Below are 13,663 nucleotides of genomic sequence, written 5' to 3' on the forward strand. Positions count from 1 at the left end.
GCGCTATCGGTGCGCGGCGTCCGTCGGCGAGAGGTCGAAACCGGAGAGTTCGAACGTCACCGCGATGTTGCTCGGTCGCTCCCCCGTCGAGAGGCCGGGGACGTCGATCGTCAGATGTCCGTCGTCGTCCACGCTATGGGAGACGCGTCCGTACCCGAGGAGCGTCACCTCACCCTCCTTCGGCTTCCCGGACGAATCCTCATCCTCCGACTGCGTCGACGACGCACCCGAGGCGTTCTCGACCGCCGTCCCGGCGAGCGTGAGCGTGCCCGCCCCGGGCCACCCCATCACGATGGCGTAGACGGAGTTAGTGTCGGGATCGCACGTGTATCGAACGTCGTCGGCGGTGTACACGATGTCCGAGACGAAGTCGCCGCCCTCCTCCAGTCGAGTGGGGCCCTCGCCGAACGCCTCCCACGGGCGCGTCCCGTAGATAGCATCGCCGTTCGTTTCGAGCCACTCGCCCACCGAGAGCAGTCGCTCGCGTTCGGCCTCCTCTATCGTCCCGTCCGGCCGGGGTCCGATGCTCAGGAGGAGTTGTCCGTTCTTGCTCACGATGTCGATGAGCGTGTGGAGGATGAACTCGGCGGAGTAGAACGTGCGACCCTCCACGTACCCCCACCCGCCCGTCTCGGCGACCGGCAGTTCCGCGGTCCACGCCTGCTCCTGTGCCGTCTTCGGCCGTCCCATCTCGAAGTCCTCGACGCTCGCATCGAGGGGCAGCGAGTCGTCCTTGTTCGTGACGACGACGTCTCGGTCCTCCGCCGCGGCCCTGTTGTAGTGGAACGCCAGGAAGCGCTTGCGGTACGCCTCGGGCATCCAGTGGAGTCCCCAGTCGAACCACACGAGGTCCGGATCGTACTGCCCGACAGCCTCCACCAGTTTCGCGAACCACGTCTCGTGACGCAGTTCTTCGGGGAGATTCCCGTACATGACTCGGTCGGGGTACTCTTCCATCACCGACGGGTAGTTCTCGTACGCGGTCGAGAAGTAGCCCTCCTCGCCGCGCAGGTTGTACGAGTGGTGGAACGTGGTGAGGAACCGGAGCCCTTTATCTCGAATCGCAGAGGAGAGTTCGCCGACCAAGTCGCGTTTCGGTCCCCTGTCGCCGGCGTTCCACGGCGTTACCTTCGAGTCCCAGAGCGACCACCCGTCGTGGTGTTCGGCCGCCGGCCCGGCAAAGCATGCTCCCGCACGCTCGAACAGGTCCGCCCACTCGTCGGCGTCGAAGTTCTCGGCCGTGAACTCGGGGACAAACTTCTGGTACGGGTACGCGTCCGGTCGCTCGTACGTGTCAACGTGGTGGTCGTGAATCCAATGGCCGTCGTTGTACATCTGCCGTGGGTACCACTCGTGACCGTACGCCGGGACCGAGTAGGGCCCCCAGTGACAAAAGATGCCGAACTTTCCGTCGCGGAACCACTCCGGCGTCGGGTCGACATCTCCGAGCGACGCCCACGTGGGTTCGTACGGGCCTTCCTCGACGACGTGTCGTCCCCGCTCCGTTGTCTCGGCGACCGCCTCCTCGAACCCTGTCATCGTCTCGGGTGCCGATTCTCTACCGTCTTCTTTCTCTTTCCCGCTCGTTGCTCCGGCCGCGTCGACGCCGAGCAGCGATCCGAGGGTCAGCGCACCGCCACTTGCGAGGATCCCCCTGCGGGACAGTCCGGTCACGAGATCAGTCGTCTGCTGTGCGTCTCCGTCGTTCGAGTGAGATACTTCTCTCTCATCAGCCATGGGCTACCACGAATGACACTCTCACACACGGGTCAAAAACCTAACGTAGAAGACAGATGGAAGTTAAGCGGTGTGAGAACGAGTCAGCCGAATTCGACGATGGGACGAAACTGACCGTTAGAACTGGGGGAGCACTTCGTCGCCGAACAGTTCCATCCCCGTCGTCTCGGGGAAGTCGAGGAACAGAAGTTGAAGTTTGCCGAATCCGAGGTCGCGAATCTCCGTTATCTGTTCTGCCACCTGCGCGGGCGTGCCGATGAGGAACCCTCCTTTCTCTCGTGCGTCCGCGGCGTCTTCGAGTTGATCGTCCATGTCGGACTCTTCGCCCCACGGCAGAGGGAATATCCGCTCTTCGTACTCGGCGATCTCGTCTTCGGTCTCGCGGACGAGGACGTGTCCGAGCCACGACCGTTCGACGTCGTCGGGGTCACGCCCCTCGGTTTCGAGGTACTCCTCGAACTTCCGTACCTTGAACTCGATTGGCTTTCCCCGAGCGCGTGCGCTGATCTCGACGTTCCACTCGTCGGCGTATTTCGCGATGAGTCGCAGCATGCGCGGTCCGGCACCGCCGACGACGATGGGCGGGTGAGGATCGCTGACCGGTTTGGGTTCGTTCAGTGCGTTCTCTATCTGGAAGTGGTCACCGTGGAACGAGGGATGATCCTCGGTGAACATCGCCTTCACTATCTGGATGGTCTCTTCTAACCAGTCGATACGCGTCCCGACGTCGGGGTAGTCGAACCCGTAGGCCGCGTGCTCCTCGTCGTGCCATCCTGCCCCGAGTCCGAGACGGAGTCGTCCCTCCGAGAGGATATCGAGTGTCGTCGCCATCTTCGCAAGGAGCGCCGGATTGCGATACGTGACGGAATTCACGAGCGAACCGATATCCACCTCGTCAGTCCGTTCGGCGAGAACACTGAGGAGCGTCCACACCTCGTACTCCTGCGCGTGGGGGCCGAGCATGAAGTGGTCGGGCGCCCAGAGTCCGTCGAGTCCCGCTTCGACGGCAGTATCCGCCCCGTCGAGGACGTCTGATCGTTTCAGTGTCTCCACCAGAGGCGTATCCCGATGGACACCGTCTCCTGCGTAACACTGGATCATCCAGTCGAACTGCATACGACTCTTCTAGTACGCGGCTAGATAATGCTTAGGGACGACTACACACGGTGGTCGCTGTGCCTCTGTATCAGCGACTTCGTTCGAGGTTACTCCCCGGGGCGAAACGACCAGAGTCGGTCCATGAACGGTATCTGCTCGTCTTCGGGGGCGTCGACGTTGACACCCTCTCGCTTGAATTGAGCGACGTGACGCTCCCACGCTTCGACATCAGAATCGTCCGTAACTGCGTCGAGATACGTATCTAAATCCTCTGCTTCGAGAACGCAAACGGCCAAGTCGTCCCGAACGTACAGTTCGAACTCCGTGACGGTACCACGTTCCATCGCATCGGTCACGCCGGCAGGTACGTCGTCGTGTGCGTCGATGTATTCCTGCTTGCGGTCGGGGTCGATGCGCTGGACGTAGACAGCGCGTTCGGTATCGCGTGCCATAATCCGGTCCTCTCGCTCCGCTCGGTTGAGCCTTTTCCCTGTTTACGTACAAGAGAACAAAGAGATAGTAGGTGAGTTAGACAGTATGGGGGTGAGATCAGTCAGTTCGTACCATGACTTCGAGCAGACCCCTAGGAACGAGGGATTACGGCGAATTATCACAGACTGTGACAGTTACGGCGATCTTGTGAAGGTAGTCGTCTTTGCAGAGAATGAGCAAGATACCCTCTCATTTCTTCACTGTCTGAATACGGCTTCGCACCGAGGGGTCGTGATCGCAGGCGACTCCTGCGGAGATGTTGGCAAACACAGGCGAGTGATCAATCTCTAAATAGAATCCGACCGAATAGATATCACATCTAATCGAAAAATGTTCGGGTAATATTTTATACTACCCTACGATTTCGCAATCGTCCGAATAAGGTTATTTTCGGCGATATGCCGGCTAGGGCTGGGACTTCTCCACTACCATCCTCCTCGATATATTTCTCCCAGGTTCGAAATTTATATGGCGAATTTAAACACTAGCATGAAAATTACAAAGTTCGTCCTTGCCGCGACTACAGATAATCTCACGCGGGGGAAGACGCTCGAAGCCTCGTGGACCTCACCGAATCGCTCGGCAGAGGGAAACTACGAATCGTTTGACGATATGACGATTCTCCCTCTCTGAAGTCAGGCGCGTCGAGACCGATCGGGAGGATTGGTCTCCAGATTGCAAGATGGTAGAGGAACAAAATCTATAAGAGGTACAGCCCCATCGATGTCAACATGGTGTCCACTTCCCACGCCAATTGCTGGCGTTGGCACGCGTCTCGGGAAGTGGACAGTATCGCGGTTTAGAGTCGGACGGGCTTAACCCGGCGGATTCGACCGCGATGCTCACTCGCTTTCTCGATCGCATCGCCTCCAAAGTGACTACGACCACCAAACGCACATGCCAGCAGAAGACGACTTCACCGTAACACCGTATGCCGTCGAAGGCGACATCGACTATGACCGACTCCTCGACAAGTTCGGGGCTGATGCCCTCACTGACGAGCAGAAGGCGAAATTCCCCGACCCCGGCCATCCGCTCGTACGCCGTAACATATTCTATGCAGAGCGAGACGTAGACCCGTTCCTCGACGCCGCCAACGACGGTAAAACGCATTCCATCGTGACGGGGCGTGGTCCTTCAGGGCCGATGCACATCGGTCACATCTTCCCGTTTTACTTCGCTAAGTATCTGCAAGACCAGACTGGAACGCTCGTCTACATCCCGTTCTCCGACGACGAGAAGTACTTCCTCAAAGACGAGTCGCTGGGCGAAATTAGCGACTACACCCGCGAGAACCTCTTTGATATTCTCGCAGTCGGGTTCGACCCCGAACGAACCCGAATCATCGTAGACACAGCCGACGCTGACGTTGTGTACCCGTTAGCAGTAGCATTTGCCAAAGAGGTGACTCAATCGACGGTGGACTCAACGTACGGAGAACCCGAGAATATCGGCCTCTCGTTCTACCCCGCTGTCCAAGCCGCACACCTCCTCTTACCCCAACTTGTGGAGGGTCGCCATCCGACGCTCGTACCGATTGCGGTCGACCAAGACCCCCACGTTCGAGTCTGTCGGGACATCGCCGCCAAGGAACGGTACGATGTGGCCAAGCCCGGTGCCTTGCTCTCGAAGTTTCTCCCGAGTCTCGAAGGGCCGGGGAAGATGAGTACGTCCGACGATGCACCGAGTATCCATCTCTCAGACGACCGGGAAGCGGTCTTCGACAAAATCCGCACCCACGCTTATTCCGGTGGCCAAACTAGTCGAGAAGAACATCGAGAACAGGGAGGGAACCCAGAGGTAGACGTCTCGTATCAGTTCTTGTATTACTTCTTTGAAGAACGTGATGAGCGGGTAGAACAACTTGCACGCGAGTATCGAACGGGGTCGCTCCTAAGTGGAGAACTCAAGGAGATGGCGGCGGAGAATATTGCGACCTTCCTCGAAGCACATCAAGAGCGTCGTCGGGCACTCGGTTCGCTCGAAGACGAGTTGGAACAGTTCCGCTTGACAGAGAGTGAGCGACAGGCTGCGCGGCGGCGCACAGGCTACCTCGAGAGTTCTCTGGTTCAAAGATAGAGAAACTCACTCGACGATCAACGTACAACGTTCGCACGCGCTACTCTCGTCTCGCCATCGGAACAGTATCGAGGGCGTTGTCGGCGAAACGCTCGCCAGACCAAAGAGTGAACCCCATAGGTATCTTCAGTCTAATTGTGAAAGCTTACGGAGTTCAGGAGTCCTCGAGTGACTACTCTGGAATCGTCGAAGTAGAACGCGAACGCCCCGAACCGGCGGCTGACGAAGCGCTCGTCGAAATTCGAGCTACCTCTTTGAACTACCGCGACCTGGCGATTGCCGACGAGGACCTCACATACCCCGGTACCGAACTGCCAGTCGTCCCACTTTCTGACGGGGCCGGCGAGGTTACTGCAGTCGGCGAGAACGTACAGCGCCTTTCGAAGGGCGACCGGGTTGCGACTCCTTTTGCGCCTGACTGGGTCGACGGCCCGGTCGCGTCCGAGAAGATCGCACGGACAACCGGCGGCAACGTCGATGGGGCCTTAGCGGAGTACGTGACGTTCCCGGCCGATAGTCTAGCAGTGCTTCCTGACAACCTCTCGTACGAACAGGGAGCAACGCTGTCTTGCGCTGGATTAACTGCGTGGCGCGAGCTCCACGAAGAGGGCGATTTAACTGCCGACGAGACGGTTTTAGTCCTGGGTACCGGCGGCGTCTCCATGTTCGCGCTGCAGTTCGCGACGATGCAAGGCGCTGATGTTTTTGTCACCTCCTCGAGCGACGAGAAATTAGAACGTGCCCGCGAACTTGGCGCGACGTGGACACTCAATTACGAGGAGACGCCCGAGTGGGGCGAGGCCGTTCAAGAAGAGACCGGCGGCGTCGATCACGTCGTCGAGGTTGGTGGCCCCGGAACCCTTCAGAAGTCGCTGGAAGCGACCGGTTTCGACGGCCACGTCCACCTCATTGGCGTCCTCTCCGGCCCGGAGGGGCAGGTCCATCCCAGCCAGATTCTGCTGAATGGCCTCACCGTCGAGGGCTCGATGGGCGTTGGCAGTCGCGCGATGTTCGACCGTATGAACAGTGCGATCGAAGCTGCGGATCTCGAGCCGGTTGTCGACCGGACTTTCGGCTTCGAGCCAGAAGATGTCCGCGAGGCCTATCGATACGTTGAAGATGGCAAACACCAGGGCAAGGTCGTCATTTCGGTCGAGTGAGCTGAATAGAGAGCGTCTATTCAGCAATCGAAGTTGCGGGTGAATCCAACGCGTCCAAGGCCTCGACGATTACGTCGGTGATTTCAGGAGATGATATTGGTGAGGAGTCAGCCACGGACCAAGTCAGCTAACCAACACGGATGCTCGGGCCGTAGCGGTGTTGACGGCGTCCATCCGGCCAACGTACTCGTGCGTATTTCGGGTGTAGGTTGTAGTTGAACGACTGGGATCTGTGTTAACTGAGTCGTTTGAGCGGCTGCTAACCTAAAACCGGTCCGATGGAGTTCCAGTTCTCAGTTACGATACTAAACGTGCGCTACATACTTCATATTCAGATACACGTTCACCGTGACGCTGACCCAGGTGCGGTTCCAGTAGTGAGTGTATCATTCCGTTCCATTGTAACAGCCAGGGTTCCGTCCCCGCTTTCGGAGAACAAGCTAGTTGGGAGCGGATGAACCATCGGCCCCGATTCTGTGTTTTGATAATATCGCCGAAGGTATTTATTCTATAGCGCGACACTTAGCACATGGACTTGGCGTCTCGGCTATCGGCTGCCTTTCCCCCAGACAAAATACCGCTGCTGATATCGAGGGTTGGTGTCCTGTTCTTTCTCGCGTTCGTCGTCGAGTGGATAGCGTTCTACGGTCTCCACGTGGAACCGCTCCTCACAGCGAACTTCCTCCTGACTCTCCTCTTCACCGTCGTCTTCTCGGTCGGCATCGTCTATGGCGGACATCACATAGAGAGTAAGGACCTCTCTCCCAAGCGATACCCTCGTATCGCCAAGTGGTTTGTCGGCGGGATCACGCTTTTCTTCGGAGTTAATGCACCGATGATGGTGGTCTGGTATCCGGGTACCCTCCATGGCGTCGTCGGATGGGCCCGGATCTCGATGGCCATGGGCGGAGTCGGTGGACTCGTCTTCGGAATTATCGAGGCGCGTGCCATCGAGCGTGAACTCAGTGCTGAGCGCGCGGCCATTCGCGCTGACGAGGCCGAATCTCAGCGGCAGTGGTTCGATTACCTGAACAGCCTTCTCCGTCACGAAGTACTGAACACCGCCAACGTCATCACGGGGTACGCGTCCGTCCACATGGACGACGACGACTTAGACGATGAACTTCGGCGTAATCTCGAACGGATTCATCGACAGGGCCGGGACATGGCGGAGGTCATTCGAGACGTTCAGGTGCTGATGCAGGCTAGCCAAGGAAACATCGAACGAGAGGCTGTGGACCTCAGCGAAGTTCTCGCCACGACGCTCGACGACCCCAGAGGTGACACGGAGGCCGTCGAGGTAACTACGTCTATCCCTGATGGCGTCTACGTGATGGCCGACGACCTTCTCCCCCGGGTGTTTGCGAACCTCTTCGCTAACGCGGTGCAACACAACGATAGTGAGACGCCTCGGGTGGACGTGACCGTCGAGGTAGGCGCCGATGCGGCGACGGTGTCTATCGCGGACAACGGTCCCGGAATCTCAGACAGCGTCCGCGAAACACTGTTCGAACGGAGCGATAACACTGGTGGGAGTCACGGAATCGGACTCTATCTCGTACGGACCTTGGTCGAACGGTACGGCGGTACGGTTCAACTGTCCGAGACTGGCCCCGACGGGAGCGTGTTTACCGTCGAGCTTCCACTGGCCGATGAGGCGACTCGGTCAGGACAGTTCTCCAACGGTACGTCTCTCGGTGCCGCATAACGACCGATATAGACTCGGTTTTCTACTGGTGGGTGATACCGGACATACAGTGGCTTTAGATGGTGAATATCGTGAATCGCCTTAGGAAAGATCATGGCGTCCGATTTCGCGAGAATCACACACCGGACACACATCTGTAGTTGAAGAAACGGTCGTTCCGCAGTGACGACACTCGTAGAGTTGATCTTCAGTTCGTGAACGCCGGAGGAGTTGCCTGAGGGTCTGAAGCATGGGTTAGCTTACGTTGATGAAATCCGCCGAATCTGGATACTCACCCACAGTCCGTTCGTAGCCTGTACACAGGATTTCGCAAGAAGACGCGAGGGATAGGCCCCGATACCACGGTGCGAGCGGTCGTTCTGGATGTGGTGAGATGGATGCATTATTGTACGCGAAAGAGGGGGTCGACAGTTGGGGTGATCTCCTCTCGTGTGAACAGAGGCCCCCAGCGAAATATAGGTCAGCCAAGCACAGTGGAAGTGGAGATACTTGGAGGGTCCGCTGAGATGTCACAGAAATGCCCGAGGGGTGGGGATGGGGAGGCTCGAATCCGGTTCGGGCGATGCCAGAAACGAGCAGTCGTGATAGGACCTCGACGGAGATATCTCCTCGTAAAGCGGTAGGGAGGACACGCTTCGAGGGGTCCAGTCCTGCAAGTGAAGGTGTAGACACGATATCCCTGAGGCGCACCCCCGTGAACGCCTCACCTCACCCGGGGAGATAGGCTAAACTGCCACAAGAGCACTACACGCCTAGTTCTCTTCTTGCCAGTCTCTTCAGCAGGGGATACAGTAAGGGAATAGACAGAATAAGATATAGTTATAGTGCCAGAGTAATCAGGTTCGATGAATGTACGATCTCACTGGATTTCAACGTGATCTGCTCCTCGTCGTCGCGGGTCTCGAAGAGCCACACGGCCTCGCGATCAAAGAGAAGATGGAGGACTATTACGAGAAAGAGGTTCATCACGGGCGCCTGTATCCGAATCTCGACACCCTCGTAGAGAAAGGGCTGATCGAGAAAGGTGAGCGCGACAAGCGAACGAACTACTACACACTGACTGCGAGGGGTGACCGCGAGATTACTGATCGTCAGGAGTGGGAAGGAGCGTATCTCAGCGAGTAAGTAGTTCTAGCTACTAGTTACGCAGGGAGGAGTGCAGTACGAGTAGTTTTCCGTCCGCAAGGAACAAACAGTACTGCTCGAAGGCAGTACCGTTGAATTACGAGTTCGTGCTGAGTTCGGGGACGACCGAGTTCGCCCACTGGCGTCGGTTGAGAAGGGCTTGCTCGCCTCGGTCGGAGAGTTCGTAGTAGTTCGTCCGCCGATCAATCTGCCCTTTCTCTACGTAGCCTTCCTCGACGAGTGCATCGAGATTCGGGTAGAGACGACCGTGGTTGACATCGTCGTGTTGCTTCTCTATTTCCTCTTTCACTTCCTGCCCTGACGGTTCATCGAGGCCAGCGATCACGGTCAGAAGGTCACGCTGGAAACCAGTGAGGTCGAACACCTGCTCCGACATACAGAGGTAAGTCAATGGACATAATCAAAAATCATCTGCCCAATATTCCTTACTTTCACGTATAGGATAGAGTTCGGAACGTCGTTAAGAGGGGATAGAAACCCCTGCAAGGGGATTGGATCGAGCTCCAGGGAGGGGGTATCGCTTCGGCCCTTACGCGCAGAGAGAGCAGACACGGAGCCAGTCTCCGCCTTCGGATGCCGTGAGGACGCCATCTCCCTGTAGACGGTTCGGTCCTCATGTCCCCGTGACCGTGCCTCGTCGTCTCTCCCGTTCAAGACGCGTTTACGAAGAGCAGGTGAGCAGCTCAAATCCGATCCTGACGCGTCAGTACGATCCGTTCCGGAACACGGGCCTATGTTCGGAACCGTTGGCATCTCGACGATCCCGTGGCGAATCATGAAACTGGTCCCGCCGTGCCTGCTCGAGATTACCGTCGACACGTTCTTTTCTGCCGACCGCGCACCGCTATCGATTCCGTCTGTCCCTCACGCGTGGATTCCGCTATCGACGAAAGGGGGCAGATTGCATTCATCGTCGGCCTGTTCGTCGTTGTGATGCTAAGCGCGCGGATTTATTTCATCTGCGGGTTCCGCACAGAGACCCATAATGGGTCCGCTAGGACGAACGTACCACACACATCAACAGAGTAAGCAAACAAGTCCTCGACATGGAACAGAATGTGAAGTCCTTACGTCTCGAAATCGCTCGCTACAGGTAGCGCAAACGAGAACGTCGAGCCCTGGCCAGGGGACGACTCGACCCAGACATCGCCGTTGTGGCGCTCGATGATGCGCTCAACCAGCGCCAGACCGATACCAGTGCCTGCGTGTTCGTCCCGGGTGTGCAGGCGCTGGAAGACCTCGAAGACTCGGTCAGTGTCCTCCGGATCGATACCGATGCCGTTGTCCTCGACGGACACGAGCCACCGGTCGCCGTCGCGTTCGGCGCCGATGTGAATCCGCGGGGGTTCGTCGCCGCTGTACTCGATGGCGTTGTCCAACAGATTCTGGAAGACCTGCCGCAACTGCCCGCGATCGCCCTCCACGCGAGGGAGGTCTTCGGCGGTGATTTCTGCGTTGCTCTCTTGGATCATCACTTGCAGGTCGTCACAGACCTCCGCGAGGACGTCGTCGAGGTCGACGACCTCGAACGGATCGCCACGCGTCTCCACGCGGGAGTACTCTAGCAGACCGTCGATCATCTCCCGCATCCTGTCAGCCCCGTCGACGGCAAAATCGAGGAACTCCCGTGCGTCCTCGTCGAGGTCGTCGGCGTAGCGCCGTTCGAGCAACCGCAGATAGCTCGAGACCATTCGGAGCGGCTCTTGGAGGTCGTGGGACGCGGCGTAGGCGAACTGTTCGAGGCGCTCGTTGGACACCTCCAGCATACGCTCGTATTCCCGTCGCTCGGTCACGTCTTGGATCACGATCATGCCCGCGTACACCTCGTCGTCGGCGTCTCTGACGGGGAGTGTATTGGCGTGCAGGTGTCGGCCGCGGTATTCGATTTCGAAGGAGCCCGCCTCACCGTCGAGTGCGGCCCGGAAGTGCGGTTCTAACTCCTCAACCAGATCCGATGTATGGATTTCAGTAAAGCGGTGTCCGATTCGATCCTCCGGGCCGTAGTCGAGCCTGTCGAAGAGCTGACCGCCAACAGCGGTGTACTGCAGGTCCTCATCGAACAGGCCCACTGCGCCGTTCGGGAAGTTTTCGACCAGCGTTCGGTAACGGCGCTCGGACTCTTCAAGCGCGCGTTGGGCCTCACGGCGGTCAGTAATGTCAGTGAGGGTAGCTACGCCGCGGGTCACCTCGCCGTGCTCGTTGCGGACGGGCATCCCCTCCAGTCGGACGACCCGTCGTTCGCCGTCGACCGCCTCGATCTCGTAAATGTCCGGGTCGAGCACCTCCTCGCCGTGGATGACCCTCGCGAGCGTCATCTCGTCCGGCTGGACGCGCTCGCCGGAATCAGCGTCCCAGACCGGGTACTGCTCGTACTCCTCGACGGACTCGACGTCGAAGACGTCGCCGCCCCAGATCTCGTGTGCGATGTCGTTGGCTTGGACGATCTGTCCGTCGGCCTCCGCGACCACGACGCCCACGGGAAGGACTTCGAAGAGAGTCTCCAGTTGTTCGTTGTTCTGCTGGAGTTCTAATTCGGCGCGTTTGCGTTCGGTGATGTCGGTGAGCGCCCCCGGGAAGCGGATCGGCTCGCCGTCGTCGCACTCGACGTGCCCGCGAGCGACAACCCAGCGGAGATCGTCGTCTGCGTTCCACACGCGGTACTCTTCCTCGTAGTCGCCGCCCGTCTCGACGGCCTCCTCGATCGCCGCCGTGACTCGCTCGCGGTCGTCCTCGTGGATGGCTTCGATAAACTGATCGAGCGACACGCCCTCGCGGGCGACGTCGGGGTCGATGCCGAACGTCCGAGCGAACGTCTTCCCGACGACCATCTCGTCCTCGGGGATGTTCCATTCCCAGGTCCCGACCGCGCCGGCATCTGTCGCCGCCTCTAACCGTGATTTGGCGTCCTCGAGGTACCGTTCGTACTCCCGGCGCTCGGTAACGTCGCGAGCGATGGCGAGGACGTACTCCTGATCGAGGTCGACGTAGGACGCGTTGACCTCGACCGGGTACGTCGTACCGTCCTTGCGGCGGTGGTGTCCGTCGAAGGTCAGTTGCCCCTCGGCACGTAGGCCTTCGACGAACGACCGCCACGCCTCGTGGTCGGGAATCTCGGTTTCGAGATCCGTGACCCTGAGTTCGAGGAACTCCTCACGCGAGTACCCCCGCCGCGTACAGGCGGTGTCGTTGACGTCGAGGTAGCGGCCCGTCTCCGGATCCACCACCAGTACGCTGTCGTTCGAGTGATTGAGCAGGGTGCGGAACAACTCGAGTTCGCGCTCGTGCTGCTTCCGCTCGGTGATATCGCGGTCGGAAACGATGATGGACACGACCTCACCGTCGTTGTCGGTGACAGGTCGGTAGTAGCCGCTGATGGTGTACGGTTCGCCGTCTGCGCGGGTGAGGTCAGCCTCGAACTCGACGTACTCGCCCGCCGCCGCCCGCTCGACCCACTCTTTCACCTCAGGCTGGACGCCGTCGCCCTCGCCCCACCAGGGAGTCTCCCAGAACGGCTCGCCCCGTACGTCCTCCAGATCGGCGTCGACGTACTCCATGGCCGTCTGGTTGATGTCTCGGACGGTCCCGTCGGGGTCGAGCAGGCCGACGAGGATGTTGGGATCCTCGAAGATGGCCTCGTACCGCCGCTCTTTCCGCCGGAGTTCGCGCTCGCGTTCGTGGAGTTCCTGTTCCGTCTGTTTCCGGTCTGTGATGTCGCGCACGACCCCGATAGTGCCCTGGAAGGTCCCCTCCTCAGCGAGCAGGTGAAGCTCCAGTTCGCACGGGAGGGTCTCGCCGTCGGCCAGTTGGGCGGTGAGCTCGAGCGGCTCTCCCTCGCGGTCGCCGTCCATATATCGCCGGTAGATCTCGCGCTGGATGCGATTGGCGTCCTCGTCGTCGAGGATGATCGAAGCGTGCTCGCCGAGGAGTTCCTTCCGGGCGTAGCCGGTCAAGCTGACTATGGTTTCGTTGACCGCGACGAACCGCCCCTCGGCGTCGAGCTGGTAGATGCCATCGTCGACCATATTGACGAGCGTGGAGTACCGATCGACCGCCTGCTCGCCGGTAGCGTCCGCCCAAAACCCACCCTCCGGAGTCCCGGCTTGATCGCTCATACGAGCGATAATGAATCCGGGGAGGAAAAGGTCGTCGCGTACTGACTAGGTCCGGAACCACTCGCGGGTTGAATATGAATAGAGAATCCGGCATCCACGTCGGCAGTACGATCACGTCAGCACCGACCCGA

The 13,663-nt window shown here is 59.1% G+C and carries 10 protein-coding genes; 5 read left to right on the top strand and 5 right to left on the bottom strand.

The annotated features are described in order from the left end of the window. Window positions 1–3 precede the first annotated feature (3 nt). The 3 genes from BLS11_RS15220 to BLS11_RS15230 form a co-directional block, all read right to left on the bottom strand. Window positions 4–1,737 (bottom strand): alpha-L-fucosidase, encoded by a 1,734-nt coding sequence (locus tag BLS11_RS15220; protein ID WP_092538648.1) that lies wholly within the window; start codon window positions 1,735–1,737, stop codon window positions 4–6. 117 nt (window positions 1,738–1,854) lie between these two features. Then, window positions 1,855–2,853 carry an LLM class flavin-dependent oxidoreductase gene (locus BLS11_RS15225; RefSeq protein WP_092538649.1) on the bottom strand — a complete coding sequence of 333 codons (999 nt, stop codon included), beginning with the start codon at window positions 2,851–2,853 and terminating at the stop codon, window positions 1,855–1,857. Window positions 2,854–2,942: 89 nt separating this feature from the next. Beyond that, the gene (locus BLS11_RS15230) at window positions 2,943–3,287 is read right to left on the bottom strand and encodes an L-rhamnose mutarotase (RefSeq protein WP_092538650.1); all 345 of its coding nucleotides are present in this window, start codon (window positions 3,285–3,287) and stop codon (window positions 2,943–2,945) included. Window positions 3,288–3,312: 25 nt separating this feature from the next. Here BLS11_RS15230 and BLS11_RS20015 point away from each other — a divergent pair, with 25 nt between their 5' ends. The 5 genes from BLS11_RS20015 (at window position 3,313) to BLS11_RS15255 (ending at window position 9,399) form a co-directional block, all read left to right on the top strand. Further along, window positions 3,313–3,618: a type I 3-dehydroquinate dehydratase gene (locus BLS11_RS20015; RefSeq protein WP_394327400.1), complete on the top strand. Its 306-nt coding sequence runs from the start codon at window positions 3,313–3,315 to the stop codon at window positions 3,616–3,618. A 606-nt stretch (window positions 3,619–4,224) separates the two neighbouring features. Next, entirely contained in the window at window positions 4,225–5,406 is a 1,182-nt protein-coding gene (locus BLS11_RS15240) for a tryptophan--tRNA ligase (RefSeq protein WP_092538652.1), read from the top strand. 137 nt (window positions 5,407–5,543) lie between these two features. Beyond that, complete coding sequence (locus BLS11_RS15245) at window positions 5,544–6,566, top strand: zinc-dependent alcohol dehydrogenase family protein (protein WP_092538869.1); 1,023 nt, start codon at window positions 5,544–5,546, stop codon at window positions 6,564–6,566. A 529-nt stretch (window positions 6,567–7,095) separates the two neighbouring features. Then, the gene (locus BLS11_RS15250; RefSeq protein ID WP_092538653.1) at window positions 7,096–8,274 is read left to right on the top strand and encodes an ATP-binding protein; all 1,179 of its coding nucleotides are present in this window, start codon (window positions 7,096–7,098) and stop codon (window positions 8,272–8,274) included. An 849-nt stretch (window positions 8,275–9,123) separates the two neighbouring features. Further along, complete coding sequence (locus tag BLS11_RS15255) at window positions 9,124–9,399, top strand: PadR family transcriptional regulator (RefSeq protein WP_092538654.1); 276 nt, start codon at window positions 9,124–9,126, stop codon at window positions 9,397–9,399. 97 nt (window positions 9,400–9,496) lie between these two features. Here BLS11_RS15255 and BLS11_RS15260 read toward each other — a convergent pair whose 3' ends face one another. Both BLS11_RS15260 and BLS11_RS15265 read right to left on the bottom strand, forming a co-directional pair. Then, the gene (locus BLS11_RS15260; RefSeq protein WP_092538870.1) at window positions 9,497–9,784 is read right to left on the bottom strand and encodes a PadR family transcriptional regulator; all 288 of its coding nucleotides are present in this window, start codon (window positions 9,782–9,784) and stop codon (window positions 9,497–9,499) included. 703 nt (window positions 9,785–10,487) lie between these two features. Continuing rightward, window positions 10,488–13,532, bottom strand: coding sequence for a PAS domain-containing sensor histidine kinase (locus BLS11_RS15265; RefSeq protein ID WP_092538655.1), 3,045 nt, complete (start codon window positions 13,530–13,532; stop codon window positions 10,488–10,490). Between the last annotated feature and the right edge of the window lie 131 nt (window positions 13,533–13,663).

It is taken from the genome of Halopelagius longus, assembly GCF_900100875.1.
GTDB classification, from domain to species: Archaea; Halobacteriota; Halobacteria; order Halobacteriales; family Haloferacaceae; genus Halopelagius; species Halopelagius longus.